The organism is Nocardia sp. NPDC050799 (assembly GCF_040654015.1).
Taxonomy (GTDB): Bacteria; Actinomycetota; Actinomycetes; order Mycobacteriales; family Mycobacteriaceae; genus Nocardia.
The window spans coordinates 99,187-115,673 of the sequence record NZ_JBFAHF010000010.1 but is presented as its reverse complement, the minus strand read 5'-3'; the positions used below and the strand labels follow the sequence as shown (position 1 = coordinate 115,673).

The following is a 16,487-nucleotide window of genomic DNA, read 5'->3' as shown; positions in this document are numbered from 1 at the left end:
TTGCAGGCTTCGGGTCATGACGATCGACACCGCGCATACCGGTCACCATCCCGCCGAGACCGATGCCGAGATCGCCGCCCGCCACGCCGTGGTCGCCGCCGTGGCGCGCGCCCAGCGCGACGAAGACGTCGACGGCTTCACCACCCCGATGTACGTCATGACCAAGGAGGACGGCCGCTGGCTGCTGACCGCGAACCAGAACACCCCGATCGTCGAGGACTGATCCACGCCCGGTCACACTGGAGGGGTGAGTCCCGCCGCCACCACCGCCTCGCACACCGACGCCTCCGCTCCGGTGTTGCGTGATTTCGGCGGCGGTCCCTTCGGGATCTACGTGCACGTACCGTTCTGCGCGACCCGCTGCGGATACTGCGATTTCAACACCTATACCGCCGGTGAACTGGGCACTTCGGCGTCCACGCAGTCCTGGTCGGAGGCGCTGCGCGCGGAACTGGCCACTGCCGCCCGGGAGTTCGCCGCGCTGCCCACCGCGACGCCCCCGGTGGCGACGGTCTTCGTGGGCGGCGGCACGCCCTCGCTTCTCGGTGGCGACGGTCTCGCGGCCGTGCTCGACGCGATCCGCGCGGAATTCGACCTCGCCCCGGACGCCGAGGTCACCACCGAATCGAATCCGGAATCGACCTCCCCGGCGTTCTTCGACAAGATCCGGGCGGCCGGGTTCACCCGTGTCTCACTCGGGATGCAATCGGCGGCCCCGCATGTGCTGGCCGTACTCGACCGCACCCATACGCCGGGCCGGGCGGTCGCCGCCGCCCGGGAGGCACGCGCTGCCGGATTCGACCACGTGAACCTCGACCTCATCTACGGCACCCCGGGCGAACGCGACAGCGACCTGGACGCCAGTCTGGACGCAGTACTGGACGCCGGAGTCGACCACGTGTCGGCGTATTCGCTCATCGTCGAGGACGGGACCGCGCTGGCCCGCCGGGTGCGCCACGGCGAACTGCCCGCGCCCGACGAGGACGTGCTGGCCACCCGCTACGAGCGGATCGACGCGCGACTCGAAGCCGCCGGCCTCACCTGGTACGAGGTCTCGAACTGGGCGGCCGGCGACGCCGCGCGCTGCCGGCACAACCTCGGTTATTGGGACGGCGGCGACTGGCTCGGCGCCGGACCGGGCGCACACAGCCACCTCGGCGGCGTGCGCTGGTGGAATGTGAAGCATCCGGCCCGCTATGCCGACCGCGTCGCCCACGGCGGTCTGCCCGCCGCCGACTGGGAGGACCTCACCGCCGCCGATCGGTACCTCGAGCGCGTCATGCTCGCCCTGCGGCTGCGCACCGGGCTGCCGCTGGCCGATCTCGACCCGGGCGGGAACGCCGCCGCCCGGCGCATCGCAGGCGACGGGCTGGTCACGATCGTGGACGACCGGCTGATCCTCACCGACCGCGGGCGGTTGCTGGCCGACGGGGTGGTCCGGGATCTGGTCGGCTGAGCGCCGATCCCGGGCAGATCATCGATCGGCTGTCCGCTGTGTATCTTGTTCGAGCGGCCGCGACGCAGACCCGCATTCGGTGACGAGCACCGGGTGAATCCGTCGGGCGCAATTACACTGGGTGACGAACCCAGCGGTATGTGAGCCGGGTTCGCAGGTAGCGGTGCGCCGGGCGACCACCTCGACGCGCAGCGGAGCTAGGAGGTGGGGTCGATGTCGAGCACCGAGGATCGGCGCTTCGAGGTCCTGCGAGCGATCGTCGCCGACTACGTTTCCACCAAGGAGCCCATCGGTTCGAAAACCCTGGTCGAACGGCACAATCTGGGCGTTTCCAGCGCGACGGTACGCAACGATATGGCGGTCCTGGAAGCCGAGGGTTACATCACCCAGCCTCATACGAGTTCCGGCCGCATCCCCACCGACAAGGGCTACCGCCAGTTCGTGGACCGGATCGCCGAGGTCAAACCGCTGTCGGTCGCCGAACGCAAGGCGATCATGCAGTTCCTCGAATCGGGGGTCGACCTCGACGATGTCCTGCGCCGCGGCGTACGCCTGCTCGCTCAGCTGACCCGCCAGGTCGCGGTCGTCCAGTACCCCACCGTTTCTGCGTCCACCGTGCGCCATCTGGAAGTGGTAGCCCTCAATCCCGCGCGATTGCTGCTGGTGGTGATCACCGACACCGGCCGCGTCGACCAGCGCATCGTCGAACTCGGCACGGTGGTCGACGATGAGGATCTCGCCGCGCTGCGCGGCATGCTGGGCGCGGCCATGGACGGCAAACGCCTCGCCGCGGCCTCCGCCGCCGTCGCCGAGCTGCCCGAGCAGGCGCCGCTCAAACTCCGTGACGTGCTGATCAAGGTTTCGACGGTCATGGTCGAGACCCTGGTCGAACATCCCGAGGAACGCCTGGTCCTGGGTGGCACCGCCAATCTCACCCGCAATGCCGGCGACTTCGGCATCCACGGCTCCCTGCGTACCGTGCTCGAGGCGCTGGAGGAGCAGGTCGTCGTTCTGAAACTACTGGCCGCCGCCCAGCAGCCGGGCATGGTGACGGTACGGATCGGCGAGGAGACCCAGGTCGAGGAGATGCGCGGTACCTCCGTCGTCACCACCGGCTACGGCGCCGCGGGCGCGGTCCTCGGCGGTATGGGAGTCCTGGGCCCGACCCGGATGGACTACCCGGGCACGATCGCCTCGGTAGCGGCGGTCGCCCGCTACATCGGCGAGGTTCTCGCCGAACGGTAGGCCTTCGCTCCAGTGCTGTGGTGGGGCGGATCCGGGTCCGGCTCCAATGGTGCGGATCGGGGTCCGTGAGCCCGGTTGCACCCTGTCGCTTCAGCGGTGGGCGGCTGCGGACACGTGCCGACCATCCGGAGGGAGTGGGTTCGGGTGGGCCGGTCCGCGAAGGTGCTGTGTCTATTTGCGCCGCCTGCGGCGTCGCGGGGTCGAGGCCCCCTTGGTCCCGCCGTTCAGGCCTCGAGCCTTGGCCGAAGGTGCTCAATGGTCGCATTCTATGGGCGGCTCACCGCACATCGCATGCACGTCGAGGCCTGAACGGCGGGACGGGCCTCGACCCTTTGAGGGCCTCGTAAGACTCGGTACCGGGTGCTTGCGCAACGGGGGCCCGGCCGGTGGTTCGACTGCCGGGAGCGAAGGCTTACCCGCCGCGGAAGGGGGCTTGCGTGGTTCGCTGTTAGGCTCGTGTTCTCCGCCGAGATAAAGTTGAGTCGACCCGACTAAGCTCACGGGCGGGCGGCTCAATCCATCAGGAGCCACGCGGCCGGCCGTGGGAAGCCGGAGCCGTGGACAGCGACCAAGGACTAAGAGAACTCAAGTGGCACGGGACTACTACGGATTGCTCGGTGTAGGCAGGGACGCCTCCGACCAAGAGCTCAAACGCGCGTATCGCAAGCTGGCTCGCGAACTGCATCCCGATGTGAACCCGGACGAAGCGGCGCAGACCCGGTTCAAGGAGGTCTCCGCGGCGTACGAGGTGCTGTCGGATCCGGAGAAGCGCCGCATCGTCGATATGGGCGGTGACCCGCTCGACGCCGGTGGCGGCGCCGGCGGTTTCAGCGGCGCCGGTTTCGGTGGCCTGGGCGATGTGTTCGAGGCATTCTTCGGCGGGATGAGCGGCGGCGGTGGTGCCGGCGCCCGCAAACCGCGTGGGCGGGTGCAGCCGGGCGCGGATTCGCTGGTGCGGACCCGGCTGAGCCTGGCCGAATGCGCGGTGGGGGTCACCAAACATCTGACCGTCGATACCGCGATCCTGTGCGATCTGTGCCAGGGCGCCGGGACCAACGGTAACTCCAGCCCGGTGCGCTGTGAGACCTGCGGCGGCGCCGGTGAAGTGCAGTCGGTGCAGCGATCGTTCCTCGGCCAGGTACTGACCTCGCGTCCGTGCCCGACCTGCCGTGGCGCCGGCGAGACGATCCCGGATCCCTGCCACAAATGCGGCGGCGACGGCCGGGTGCGGGCGCGGCGGGAGATCGCGGCCCCGATTCCGGCCGGGGTGGCCAACGGGATGCGGGTGCGCCTGGCCGCACAGGGCGAGGTCGGCCCCGGTGGCGGGCATGCCGGCGACCTGTACGTGGAGATCGTGGAACAGCCGCATGATGTGTTCGTTCGCGACGGTGACGATCTGCACTGCACCGTCCGGGTTCCGATGGTGGACGCGGCACTGGGCACCACGGTGGTGATCGACACCATCATGGACGGTCCCACCGAGCTGACCATCGGTCCCGGTACCCAGCCCGGGGAGATCTCGGTGCTGCGCGGGCACGGGATGCCGCGGCTGCGTTCCAGCTCCCGCGGTGACCTGATGGCGCACCTGGATATCGTCGTGCCGACCAAGCTGGACAGTAAGCAGACCGATCTGCTGCGCAAATACAAGGGTTTGCGGGCCAAGGACAAAGCCGAGGTGATGTCGGCGCAGTCCGAGCACAACAGCGGCCTGTTCGCCCGGTTGCGCGCGTCGTTCAGCGGACGCTGACCCCGATGGCCGCCACGGTCTTCTACCTGGACGAGATTCCGGAACCGGGCGCCGTCGCGGTGCTCGACGGCGCGGAGGGCCGGCACGCGGCGACGGTGCGCCGGATCCGGGCCGGCGAACCCGTCACGCTGTCCGACGGCCGCGGTGTACTGGCGGATTCGGAAGTCGTCGCCGCGCAGAAGAACCAGCTCGAACTGCTGGTACGGGACCGTCGCCGCGCCGCGCCGGCAGCACCGGCGGTCACCGTGGTCCAGGCGTTGCCGAAATCCGAGCGTTCCGAGTTGGCCGTCGAGTTGATGACCGAGGCCGGTGCGGATGTGGTCGTGCCGTGGCAGGCCGCGCGCTGTGTCTCGAACTGGGAGGCCAAAGCGGACAAGGGCGTGGCCAAATGGCGGTCGGCGGCGAAGGCCGCGGCCCGGCAGTCCCGCCGTGCCTACATCCCCGAGGTCACGGCCCTGCACCGGACACCGGAGGTGGTGGACGCCGTGCGCGCGGCGACGGCACAGGGCGCGGTGGTGGCGGCCCTGCACGAATCGGGCGGGGGTATCTTCACCGAACTGCCGTGGCGCACCGCCGCGGCGATCACGCTGATCGTCGGCCCGGAGGGCGGTCTCGACGACGCCGAGTTGACCGCTCTGAGCGTGGCGGGAGCCGAGGTGGTCCGGCTCGGACCCACCGTGCTGCGCACGTCCACGGCTGCCGCGGTGGCGCTCGGGGCGCTGGGGGCGCTCACCACCCGCTGGGTGACCACCGGGTGAACAGCCGGTCGTAGCGGTCCGCTACGCCGTGATGGGCCGGAATTCCACTGGGACCTGTCGGGGCCGGGAGTTAGACTCGTGCCAGCGACAGCATTCGCACCCAGCTCCACCAGCGGCGCATCACCGCAGCTCCGAGACCGGAAAGCAGGCCATAGCGACTACGTGCGATCACAAGGCGATAGCGGCGACCAGAATCCCTCCGCGGGCGAGAACGGTGCCTCGGGGCCCGCGGCACGCACCGTCCGTTCCAGTATCGAACTCGCACCCGAATCGGTTTTCCCCTTCCTCGGCTCCGCGGACGAAAACCTCCGTGAACTCGAAGATCTGCTCGTCGCGGATATCCATGTGCGCGGCAATGTGGTCACGTTCACCGGTCCGGCGGCCGATGTCGCGCTGGCCGAGCGGATCGTCGAGCAACTGGTCGCGCTGACCGGCCGCAACCGGGTGATCACTCCCGAAGCGGTGCGGCATACGGTCTCGATGCTCACCGAGGGAAGTTCCGAATCACCCGCCGAGGTGCTCAGCCTGGACATCCTGTCCCGCCGCGGAAAGACGATCCGCCCGAAAACACTGAACCAGAAGCGCTATGTCGACGCGATCGACGAGAGCACGATCGTCTTCGGTATCGGTCCGGCCGGTACCGGTAAGACCTACCTGGCCATGGCCAAGGCGGTGCAGGCGCTGCAGACCAAGCAGGTCAACCGCATCATCCTCACCCGTCCGGCGGTCGAGGCCGGAGAGCGGCTGGGCTTCCTGCCGGGCACCTTGAACGAGAAGATCGACCCGTATCTGCGCCCGCTCTACGACGCATTACACGACATGATGGACCCGGAGGCCATCCCCAAGCTGATGGCGGCCGGCGTGATCGAGGTCGCGCCCCTGGCGTATATGCGGGGTAGAACCCTGAACGATTCGTTCATCATTCTGGACGAGGCGCAGAACACGACCGCCGAGCAGATGAAGATGTTCCTCACCCGGCTCGGGTTCGGGTCGAAGATCGTGGTGACCGGTGACGTGACCCAGGTGGACCTGCCGCACGGCGCGCGGTCCGGTCTGCGGGCGGCCACCGAAATCCTCGGCGATATCGAGGACATTCATTTCGCCCTGCTCACCAGCAGTGATGTGGTGCGGCACCGGTTGGTCTCCGATATCGTCGATGCCTACGAGAAGTTCGAGGCCGAGACCCGGCCGCCGGTGGGCCCGCCGCATATGTCGGGGAACCGGGCGCAGCGGCGAGCGGCGGGGCGTACGGCCCGGAGGTGACCCGGCCGTGCGCGAGTGCGAATGGGCTGGGCCCGACCGCACCCATTAGGCTGACCAGGTGAGTATCGAGATCGCCAACGAGTCGGGGATGGAAGTTCCCGAAGAAGACCTGGTGGGCGTCGCCCGGTTCGTGATCGACCGGATGGATGTGCACCCGGCCGCCGAACTGTCCATGGTGCTGGTGGATCTCGACACCATGGCCGACCTGCACATGCGCTGGATGGATTTGCCCGGACCCACCGATGTGATGTCGTTTCCCATGGACGAACTCGAGCCCGGTGGCCGGCCGGACAGTCCCGAGCCGGGCCCGTCGATGCTGGGCGATATCGTGCTGTGCCCGGAATTCGCCCTGGACCAGGCGGCCAAGGCCGGTCATTCCCTCGAGCACGAACTCGCCCTGCTCACGGTGCACGGGGTGCTGCATCTGCTCGGTTACGACCATGCGGAACCGGCCGAGGAGAAGGAGATGTTCGCTCTGCAGGGCCGGTTGCTCGAACAGTGGTACGAGGAGTTGCGGGAGGCGCAGCGGCGGGCCGAACTGGCCGCCCGGGACGCCCGCCTGCTGGGCAAGACGGGGTTCGCGGCCCCGGAGGGCGACCGTTCGTGGCCGGGTGACGCGCACGCGTGAACGAGATGACCCTGCTGCTGGTCGCCGTCTTGCTCGCTGCCGTGGGTGGTGTCTTCGCCGCGGTGGACTCGGCCCTGAACACGCTGTCCCCGGCCCGGCTCGACGATATGGCGCGCAGCGACCGCCCCGGCGCGGTGCGGCTGGGCCGGATCGTGGACGACCGGCCCCGCTACGTCAACCTCATGGTGCTGTTGCGCATTCTGTGCGAGATCACCGCGACCGTGCTGCTCGCCGCCGCGCTGAGCAGTTTCCTGGACAGCGGGTGGGCGCTGCTGGTGACCGCGGTGGTGATGGTGCTGGTCTCCTATGTGGTGATCGGGGTGGGGCCGCGCACCCTGGGGCGTCAGCACGCGTACACCATCTCGCTCGCGGCGGGGCTGCCGCTGCAGTTCATCGGCGCCCTGCTGGGCCCGGTGAGCCGGTTGCTGATCCTGCTCGGTAACGCGATCACACCGGGTAAGGGTTTCCGCAACGGCCCGTTCGCCTCGGAGATCGAATTGCGCGAAGTGGTCGATATGGCGCGGGAACGCGGTGTGGTCGCCGACGATGAGCGCCGGATGATCCAGTCGGTGTTCGAACTCGGCGATACCGCGGCGCGCGCCGTGATGGTGCCGCGGACCGAGATGGTGTGGATCGAGGCCGATAAATCGGTGGCGCAGGCGATGTCGCTGGCAGTGCGCAGCGGACACTCGCGGATCCCGGTGGTCGGGGAGAACGTGGACGATATTCTCGGCGTCGTCTACCTGAAGGACCTGGTGCCCTACGCCGACCGCGGGCGCAGTGTCCGGGTGCGCGAGGTCATGCGGGACGCGGTGTTCATGCCCGATTCCAAACCGCTCGACGATCTGCTCGATGAGATGCAGCGGCGGCGCAACCATATGGCGCTGCTGGTGGACGAGTACGGCGGTATCGCCGGTCTGGTGACCATCGAGGATGTGCTGGAGGAGATCGTCGGAGAGATCGCCGACGAATACGATACCGACGAGACACCGCCGATCGAGGAGATAGAACCGGGCCGGTTCCGGGTGTCGGCGCGGCTGCCGATCGCCGACCTGGGCGAGCTGTACGGGCTGCCGATCGACGAAGAGGAAGTCGATACCGTGGGCGGGCTGCTCGCGCACGAACTGGGCCGGGTGCCGCTACCGGGCGTCGAGGTCGTCGCGCACGGGCTGGAGTTGCGCGGTGAAGGCGGCGCCGACGCGCGCGGGCGGGTCCGGGTGCACACCGTGGTGGTGGGCCGGGCGTCCGAGCACAATACGGAGACCGATCCGGGACCGGCGCGGGAGAACGCGTCCGCCCGGCATGACGAGGGAGCAGCCGATGAGTGAACTGGATGCCGAGGACAACAAGTTACTGGTGCTCGCCCGGGGCGCGCTCGGTCGCACCGGCGGCGCGGCGGGCGCGGCGATCCGCGATACCGACGGGCGCACCTATGCCGCCGGTGAGGTCGGGCTGCAGGCGTTGCGGCTCACGGCCTTGCAGTCCGTGGTCGCGGCCGCGATCTCCAGCGGTGCGGAGGGGTTCGAGGCCGCGGTGGTGATCGGCGGGAAGTTCGCGGACGCCGGGGTGGCCGCGGTCCGCGAGGTGTCCGCCGGAGCGAAGATCGTTTTCGCCGACGCCTCGGGCGCGGTGTTCGATATCGCCGAGGGTTACGAGGCTTCCGATGCCTGAACCCACCGCGGGTGAGTTCCGTTCCGGTTTCGTCTGTTTCGTCGGCCGGCCCAATACCGGTAAGTCGACGCTGACCAACGCGCTGGTGGGCGCGAAGATCGCGATCACGAGTTCGCGGCCGCAGACCACCCGGCACACCATCCGCGGCATCGTGCACCGCGAGCACACCCAGCTGATCCTGGTCGACACTCCCGGGCTGCATCGTCCCCGGACCCTGCTCGGCCAGCGGCTCAACGATCTGGTGCGCGATACCTATTCCGAGGTCGACGTGATCGCGCTGTGCATCCCCGCGGACGAGAAGGTCGGTCCGGGGGACCGCTGGATCGTGCAGCAGGTGCGGCAGATGGCGCCGAAGACCACGCTGCTCGGCGTGGTCACCAAGATCGACAAGGTGGGTAAGGATCAGATCGCGCGCCAACTGATGGCGGTCTCCGAGCTGCTCGGGCCGGAAACCGATGTGGTGCCGGTTTCGGCCACCAAGGGGGAACAGGTCGAGGTCCTGGTCGATGTGATCGCCTCCCGGATGCCGCCGGGTCCGGCGTTCTATCCCGACGGTGAACTCACCGACGAGCCCGAGGAAACCCTCATGGCCGAACTCATCAGGGAGGCGGCGCTGGAGGGGGTGCGCGACGAACTGCCGCATTCGCTGGCGGTGGTGATCGAAGAGACCCTGCCGCGCGAGGATAACGAGGACATGCTCGACGTGCACGCCCTGCTGTACGTGGAGCGGCCGAGCCAGAAGGCGATCATCATCGGCAAGGGGGGCGCCCGGCTCAAAGAGGTCGGGACCAATGCGCGCAAGCAGATCGAGCACATTCTCGGCAGCCGCATCTATCTGCATCTGCATGTGAAGGTCGCCAAGGACTGGCAGCGTGACCCCAAACAACTGGGCAAACTGGGGTTCTGAGGCCCCTCGTCAATTGGTCGGACGCCCGGTTCCGGGGTGGGTGCGGGGGCATCGGGGCTTCGGGATCGCGCGGTACGAGAGTCCGATTGCGTTGCGAACGCGGTGATTTCGCCGCTGTCCGCGCGCCGGATACCGACCCGCTCACGACACTGGAAGTTAGCTGAGATTCAGCTTTCTTTGAGTGGCGGAGGTTGGACTAGGCCGATATGCTTCGGCCCGTACCCGAATTGACCGGAGCGAAACCATTTTTGATCCGACGATTCGGTAACGGCACGATGTGGTGCCGCATGCGGGCTCGGCTTTGGGTCGGCAGGACCAAGCGCGAGCGGGGGGACCCGACTTATGTACGAATCAGTGCCGGCGGCCTCGGCGTGGGCGGCGGGCCGGAGGCAATTATTGGCTCCGGTGCTGGCCCTGGGAATCTCGGTCACCGTCGGTATCGGACTGTTGGCCGCCGCCATACTGTCGGTCGCGCCGGCGGACCGGATGGTGACCGCCGTATGGGTCTCGATCGCCGTGGTGGCGGCCTGTACCGCCGTCGCCACCGCGGTCTACTTCCGCGGCCTGATCACCGCCGAGCAGCGCCGCACCGCCGAAGCGCTGGACCTGCTCGCCCGCAGCGAGCGGCGGGCCGCGGCCGCCGAACAGGCGGTGGCGGCGGAGAAAGAGGTCAGCGCGACCAGCGAACGCCGCCGGCTGGCGGCCATCGCGTCACTGGCGAACGCCGCCGGCCGGATGCAGGCCATGACCACCAGCATGCTGGCGAATCTGCAGGAGCTGGAACACCGCTACGCCGATCAGGCGGTGCTCACCGATCTGCTCGAAATGGACCATGCCACCGCCCAGGCCGGACGACTCGCCGACAGTATCGCCATTCTCAGCGGTGCCCGCACCGGCCGGCGCTGGGCCAAACCGATCCTCATGGAACGTATTCTGCGGGCCGCGATCGGACGGGTCGGCGGATACCAGCGGGTGCGGCTGCGGGCGATCGTCGATATCGCCATTGCCGGGCACGCGGCCGAGGGCGTGATCCACGCATTGTCCGAACTCGTCGACAACGCCTGCCGGTTCTCCCCGCCCACCACCGAGGTGCACATCTACGCCGCGGAGATCCCGGCCGGCCTGGTGGTGACCATCGAGGACAGCGGCCTGGTGATGAGCGAATCGTCGCTGCAGCGGGCGCAGCTCACCGTTTCCGGCGTCGAGGGGGATGCGGCGGAGGGTCTCTCCTCGCTCAACGGCACCCGGTTCGGTCTCGCGGTCGTGGGGCGGCTGGCGCGCAAACACGGTCTCACCGTCAGCTACCGGCCGTCCGCGATAGGCGGGACCGCGGCGGTCGTGATGATCCCGCGCGAACTCACCGCCCGGATCGAGCCGCCCGCCACCCCCGCACTGCCGACCGGTCATTCGGCAGGCCATGCCGTCCTTCCGCCCGGCGCCGGGGACGCACCCGATTCCGGTCCGTTCGCCGTGGTACCGGAAACCGGCGCGCGGTACCGTGCCGCGCCGGCGGAAGCCGCCGCGGCCGACTCGGACCGTCCTCGGTACAACTCCACGAGTCGGCCGGCGGCCCAGTATGTTTCGGGCCGGCACAGCGTCCAGCAGCACAGTTTCGGCGAATTCCCCGCGGTGGCCGCGGCCGAGACCGAAGCGACCGCCACCACCGTGCTGCCCAAGCGGCGGCGGGGCAGCACCCTGGCCGCCGCGCATCCCGGGGGTCTGCCCGATCCCGACTCCTTCGAGGGTGCCGCCGCGCACGATACGGCTCCGGAACACCGGTCGTCGGCGTCGGCGCTGGGTGCCTTCCAGCGGGCGGTCACCGGCCGTGCCGGGGACAACGCCCAGCCGTTCGGCGGACCGATCCGGTCGCCCGGCAACGGCGCCGGGCGACCGTCCCGTCATTCCATGACAACCGACTGGGAGAACCATCGATGACGATGACATCGGATCCAGCGCAACTGGATTGGCTGTTGCAGCGGCTGCTGAGCGAAACCGCCGGCGCGCGGCACGCGGTATTGCTGGCCGCGGACGGTATCCAGATGTGCCATACCGCGGGACTGTCCATGGACCAGGCCGACCGGCTCGCCGCGATCGCCTCGGGTGTGCAGGCGCTGGCGGGTAGCGCCTCGGCCGAGTTCGGGAACGGCCGCGGCGGGGTCCGCCAGTCGATGACCGAGTTCTACGGCGGCATCCTGTTCATCGTCGGTGCCGGCGCGGGCGCCCAGATCGCGGTGCTGGCCGACGACGATGCCGACGCCGGTCTGGTCGGCGCCCAGATGGCGGCGCTGATCGAGCAGGTCGGGGAATATCTGTCCGCACCGCCGCGAGGGAGCCGAGCGAGGCTGCTGTGAACCGCCCCGGCCGCGACGACGAACCCGACCGTTTCTACACGCTCACCGGTGGTCGCGCCGCCCCCACCACCGACGAGTTCGATCCGGTGACCCTGGTGGTCAGTGAATGCGCGCCCACAGCGGCCATGCAGTACGAACACGCGGCGATCCTGTCCATGTGCCTGCGACCCACCGCGGTGGTGGAGATCGCGGCCGAACTGCGGTTGCCGATCGGCATCGCGACGGTTCTGGTCGCGGACCTGCTGCACGCAGGCAAAGTCACCGTTCGCCACCCCGAACTCGATACGGGCCCTTACGGTGACACGTTCGATATCGACATGCTCGAGAAGGTGCTAGTTGGACTCCGTAGCCTATGACGACCGCCCCACGCGCGCCCGGGCGCCACTGAGCAGTTCGGTGCGGCATGCCCTGAAGATCGTCGTCGTCGGCGGCTTCGGGGTCGGTAAGACGACCATGGTCCGCGCGGTGAGCGAGATCCAGCCGCTGGATACCGAAGCGGTGATGACCAACGCCGGTGTCGGAGTAGACGATCTGGCCGGGGTATCCGGGAAAACGACCACCACCGTCGCCTTCGATTTCGGCCGGATCAGTCTCACCGACGAATACGTGCTGTACGTGTTCGGCGCGCCCGGTCAGGAACGGTTCTGGTTCCTGTGGGACCGGTTGTTCACCGGGGCGCTGGGCGCGGTGGTGCTCGTCGATCCGCGGCGGATCAGTGATTCCTGGTACGCGATCGACCGGCTGGAATACCAGGGCACCCCGTTCGTGGTCGCCTGCAACTCCTTCGAACCGATCCCACCGGCGTTGGACGAGGTCCGCGACGCTCTCGACCTCGATCCCCACGTACCGCTGTTCGCCTGTGACGCGCGCTCGCGCGCGGCCGGCAAACAGGTGCTGATCGGTCTCGTCGAACACCTCATCGAGCGCCAGGCCCCACCCGCGGCGACAGTGGAGGCCCGGTCGTGACCCGCCTGGAGTACAACACCGGGATGTCACCGGGCGGTTGCCCGGTCACCCCGAGCGGAGCGGTCACGCTGGACGGTCCCGGTTTCCACTCCGACCCGGCCCTCCTCTACACGCGGATGCGGTCCGAGTACGGGCCGGTCGTCGCGGTGGAGCTCATCGGCGGTATCCCGGCGTGGCTGGTGATCGGCTATCGGGAACTGCACCAGGTCACCACGGACGGCTTGCTGTTCCCGCGGGATTCGAGCCTGTGGAACCAGTGGCCGGTGATCCCACCGGATTGGCCGCTGCTGCCCATGGTCGGCCGGCCGCAGCCCGGAATCTATTTCACCGCCGGCGCCGCGCACGCCCGGCATGTGAGCCTGGTCGAACCGGCCCTGGAATCGGTGGACCCGTTCGCGTTGCGCACCGCCTGTGAACAACTCGCCGACGGACTGATCGACCGTTTCTGCGGTCGCGGTTACGCGGACGTGGTCACCGAATTCGCCGAACTGCTCCCGGTGCTGACGCTGGCGTGGATCATGGGCGTGCCGGAATCGGACGGCCCGTATCTGGCGCAGACCATGCAGACCCTGTGCGACGGCGGGCCGGAAGCGCCCGCCGCCTATCTGCGGTTCGTCGAGTACATGCAGAAGCTGCTGGTGCAGAAAAAGGTTGCCCCCGGACAGGATCTGGTGTCGCGGATGCTGGCCCATCCCGCACCGTTCGCCGATGAGGAATACGTTCTGAACATGCAGTCGGTGACGGCCGCCGGTCATCTGCCGACCGCCGACTGGATCGGTAACTCGATCCGCCTCATGCTGGTCGACGACCGGTTCGCCGCCGCGTTCGGCGCCGCCCGGCACAGTATCGGGCAGGCGATGACCGAGGTGTTGTGGGAGGACACCCCCACCCAGATCCTGGCCGGCCGCTGGGTTTCGCGCGATACCCGACTCGGTGAAGCCCTGGTGCGCCGCGGCGATATGTTGCTGCTCGGTCTGGCCGCCGCGAACGCGGATCCGCATATCCGGCAGTACTCCGGCGCCGGCGCCGAACCCGCCCACTCCGGCAATGCCGCGCATTTCGCCTTCGGCCACGGCGAATACCGCTGCCCCTATCCGGCGCAACAGATCGCCGAGATCATCGCGCGGACCGGGATCGAGGTGCTGCTCGACCGGCTGCCCGACCTCGATCTCGCGGTCCCGGCCGAGTCCCTGATCCGGCGGCCCTCGCCCTTCCTGCGCGGATTCACCGCGCTCCCTGTCGATTTCACTCCGGTACCCGCCGTTGGAGGTGGCTCTTGAGCCAGCAATGTCCGCATAACGCGGCCCTGACAATCGACCCGATGGTCGCCGATCTCGCGGGGGAGACCCGCACCCTGACCGAGGGCCCGGCGCTCACCAGGATCGAACTGCTCGGTGCGCCCGCCTGGACCGTCACCCGGCACCACCTGGCCCGGCAACTACTCACCGACACCCGCCTGGTGAAGGACCACACGCAGTGGAATCTGTGGCAGTCCGGCGCGGTGACCCGGGAGTGGCCGTTGATCGGCATGATCGACGCCGGACGCTCCATGTTCACCGTGGACGGCGCCGAACACCGCCGGCTGCGGATCAAGACCACCCGGGCGCTGGCGCCGCGCCGGCTGGGCGTGCTGCGACCGAAGGTCGAACAGTTCACCGCCGAACTCCTCGACGACCTGGCCGCCGCGGGTGCCGGGAACGAGGTGGTCGATCTCAAGCAGATCTTCGCCTACCCGCTGCCGATGCGGGTGGTCAGCGAGCTGATGGGGGTGCCGCGCTCCGATCACACCATGCTGCTGGAGTCCTACAAGGCATTCTTCTCCCTGCTGACCCCGCACGATGAGCGGATGCGGGTATATGCCGAACTCGACGACTATTACACCGGTCTGATCAAGGAGAAAACCGTCCGGCCCGCCGACGACCTGACCTCGGACTTCATCCACGACGTCGCCGACGGCGAAACCCCGCTCACCGAGGCGGAGGTGCACGGCAACCTGAAGGCCCTCGTGGCCGCCGGGCACGAGACCACGGTCAGCCTGATGACCACCACCGTTCGTGCCCTGCTCGGTCACCCGGAGCAGCTGGCGGCGATCCGGTCCGGCGACCGTACCTGGGCGGAGGCGATCGAGGAGACCCTGCGCTGGGACGGCCCGGTCATCCATCTGCTGATGCGTTTCGCCACCGAGGACATCACCGTCGACGACTTCACCATCGCCAAAGGGGACGGCGTCGTCATGTCCTATCGCGCGATCGGCCGGGACCGGTCGCTGCACGGCGCGGACGCCGACACCTACGACATCACCCGCCCCACCGCCGACCGCAACATCTCCTTCGGTTACGGCCCGCACATCTGCCCCGGTGCGGCCCTGGCCCGGCTCGAGGCGTCCATCGCCCTGCCCGCGCTGTTCGACCGGTTCCCGGACCTGCAATGCGCGATGCCGCTGAGCGAGATCGGCAACCTGCCCGTTCTCACCCAGAACGATCCGGCGGCGTTTCCCATCCGGCTGGGTAACTAGAACGCCGGTCGTTCGCCACCGGGCCTCGATGCCGAAACCCGTTCGACTGTCGAGCGGACTATACCGCGGTCGTGATGCGGCTCGGTCAGGTATTCGCGGTTCGGTGGAGCGCGTCGAGCAGATGGCGCAGGGCCGGACCCGGCGGCCCGGGCGTGACGGCGAGCGATGTCGTCACCGACAAATCGGTGAGGGGCCGGATCGCTATCCGATGGACAGTGGGCAGCGAAGCCACCTCGTAGAACACCGTCCACGACGGCGGGCCCACGGCGATATCGGCGAGAGTCTGCTGCAGGGTGGTGAACGGCGGGCCCACCGGCGGGTCGATACCCGCGGTCCCGCATGCTTCGGTGACCAGATCGTGGAAAGGCGGGTTGGCCTCCCGGGCGGCCAGGCGCAGCGGGAGGTGCCCGAGCTGGTCGAGCCGCAGCCCGGGTGCGCCGGCGAGCGGATGGTCGGCCGGGAGTGCGACGTACAGCGGATCCGTCCACACCTCGAGTGCTTCGAGGCCGGCCGAGGGGCGTAGCGCGCGCACCAGAGCGGCGTCCAATTCCCCGGACCGCACTGCGGCGAGTCGCTCGGCCGGTGCCAGTCGCCGGGGCCGGACCTGCAGGCGCGGCGCGATCGCGGCCAGCGTGTTCAACGCCCGATACAGTCGATCGCCCGGTGCGTGCAGAGTGCCCAATCGCAGCGTGCCGTCGTCGCCCGCCGCGATATCCCCGGCGATGCGACGCATCCGCCGCGAGGCCACGAGTACGAGCCGCGCCTCGTCCAGCAATCGTTCGCCTGCCCCGGTGAGCCGGACATGCCGGGTCGATCGGTCGAACAGGAGAATCCCGAATTCTCGCTCCAGCCGCGCGATCTGCTGGCTCACCGCCGACTGGACGATATTCATGCGCCGGGCCGCCCGGCCGAAGCCGCCCTCCTCGGCGACGGCCACGAAGTACTCGAGCTGCCGCAGTTCCACTGCGCCTCCAATTGAT

The 16,487-nt window shown here is 68.8% G+C and carries 17 protein-coding genes; 16 read left to right on the top strand and 1 reads right to left on the bottom strand.

Annotated elements, in window-relative coordinates; genetic code table 11:
* Positions 1-16 precede the first annotated feature (16 nt).
* The 16 genes from AB0H42_RS12995 to AB0H42_RS12920 all read left to right on the top strand — a co-directional run bounded on the left by AB0H42_RS12995 (position 17) and on the right by AB0H42_RS12920 (position 15,507).
* Positions 17-223, top strand: a complete 207-nt coding sequence (locus AB0H42_RS12995; protein WP_357054280.1) for a hypothetical protein — start codon at positions 17-19, stop codon at positions 221-223.
* 72 nt (positions 224-295) lie between these two features.
* Positions 296-1,456, top strand: a complete 1,161-nt coding sequence (gene hemW / locus AB0H42_RS12990) for a radical SAM family heme chaperone HemW (protein WP_357054531.1) — start codon at positions 296-298, stop codon at positions 1,454-1,456.
* A gap of 213 nt (positions 1,457-1,669) precedes the next feature.
* Positions 1,670-2,701, top strand: coding sequence for a heat-inducible transcriptional repressor HrcA (hrcA, locus tag AB0H42_RS12985; RefSeq protein WP_357054277.1), 1,032 nt, complete (start codon positions 1,670-1,672; stop codon positions 2,699-2,701).
* Between the two features lie 589 nt (positions 2,702-3,290).
* Positions 3,291-4,448 carry a molecular chaperone DnaJ gene (gene dnaJ, locus AB0H42_RS12980; RefSeq protein ID WP_357054274.1) on the top strand — a complete coding sequence of 386 codons (1,158 nt, stop codon included), beginning with the start codon at positions 3,291-3,293 and terminating at the stop codon, positions 4,446-4,448.
* A gap of 5 nt (positions 4,449-4,453) precedes the next feature.
* The gene (locus AB0H42_RS12975) at positions 4,454-5,206 is read left to right on the top strand and encodes a 16S rRNA (uracil(1498)-N(3))-methyltransferase (RefSeq protein WP_357054271.1); all 753 of its coding nucleotides are present in this window, start codon (positions 4,454-4,456) and stop codon (positions 5,204-5,206) included.
* Positions 5,207-5,368: 162 nt separating this feature from the next.
* Complete coding sequence (locus AB0H42_RS12970; protein ID WP_357054268.1) at positions 5,369-6,469, top strand: PhoH family protein; 1,101 nt, start codon at positions 5,369-5,371, stop codon at positions 6,467-6,469.
* Between the two features lie 58 nt (positions 6,470-6,527).
* A complete protein-coding gene (gene ybeY, locus AB0H42_RS12965) occupies positions 6,528-7,097 on the top strand; it encodes an rRNA maturation RNase YbeY (protein WP_357054265.1) in 570 nt (189 codons plus the stop codon).
* Positions 7,094-8,425, top strand: a complete 1,332-nt coding sequence (locus tag AB0H42_RS12960; protein WP_357054262.1) for a hemolysin family protein — start codon at positions 7,094-7,096, stop codon at positions 8,423-8,425. Before ybeY ends, AB0H42_RS12960 begins: the two co-directional genes overlap by 4 nt.
* Positions 8,418-8,768: a cytidine deaminase gene (locus AB0H42_RS12955; protein WP_357054259.1), complete on the top strand. Its 351-nt coding sequence runs from the start codon at positions 8,418-8,420 to the stop codon at positions 8,766-8,768. The genes AB0H42_RS12960 and AB0H42_RS12955 overlap by 8 nt, the downstream gene beginning before the upstream one ends.
* Positions 8,761-9,675 carry a GTPase Era gene (era, locus tag AB0H42_RS12950; protein WP_357054256.1) on the top strand — a complete coding sequence of 305 codons (915 nt, stop codon included), beginning with the start codon at positions 8,761-8,763 and terminating at the stop codon, positions 9,673-9,675. Before AB0H42_RS12955 ends, era begins: the two co-directional genes overlap by 8 nt.
* Before the next feature lie 342 nt (positions 9,676-10,017).
* A complete protein-coding gene (locus AB0H42_RS12945) occupies positions 10,018-11,610 on the top strand; it encodes an ATP-binding protein (RefSeq protein ID WP_357054253.1) in 1,593 nt (530 codons plus the stop codon).
* Positions 11,611-11,612: 2 nt separating this feature from the next.
* A complete protein-coding gene (locus AB0H42_RS12940; protein WP_030523153.1) occupies positions 11,613-12,026 on the top strand; it encodes a roadblock/LC7 domain-containing protein in 414 nt (137 codons plus the stop codon).
* On the top strand, positions 12,023-12,382 hold the full coding sequence (locus AB0H42_RS12935) for a DUF742 domain-containing protein (protein ID WP_357054249.1): 360 nt from the start codon (positions 12,023-12,025) through the stop codon (positions 12,380-12,382). Before AB0H42_RS12940 ends, AB0H42_RS12935 begins: the two co-directional genes overlap by 4 nt.
* A gap of 52 nt (positions 12,383-12,434) precedes the next feature.
* Positions 12,435-12,992, top strand: coding sequence for an ATP/GTP-binding protein (locus AB0H42_RS12930; protein ID WP_357054528.1), 558 nt, complete (start codon positions 12,435-12,437; stop codon positions 12,990-12,992).
* A complete protein-coding gene (locus AB0H42_RS12925; RefSeq protein WP_357054246.1) occupies positions 12,989-14,272 on the top strand; it encodes a cytochrome P450 in 1,284 nt (427 codons plus the stop codon). Before AB0H42_RS12930 ends, AB0H42_RS12925 begins: the two co-directional genes overlap by 4 nt.
* 41 nt (positions 14,273-14,313) lie before the next feature.
* Complete coding sequence (locus tag AB0H42_RS12920) at positions 14,314-15,507, top strand: cytochrome P450 (protein ID WP_357054243.1); 1,194 nt, start codon at positions 14,314-14,316, stop codon at positions 15,505-15,507.
* Between the two features lie 85 nt (positions 15,508-15,592).
* On the opposite strand, the gene AB0H42_RS12915 is transcribed toward AB0H42_RS12920, so the two are convergent.
* Positions 15,593-16,471 carry a LysR family transcriptional regulator gene (locus AB0H42_RS12915; RefSeq protein ID WP_357054241.1) on the bottom strand — a complete coding sequence of 293 codons (879 nt, stop codon included), beginning with the start codon at positions 16,469-16,471 and terminating at the stop codon, positions 15,593-15,595.
* Positions 16,472-16,487: the final 16 nt, after the last annotated feature.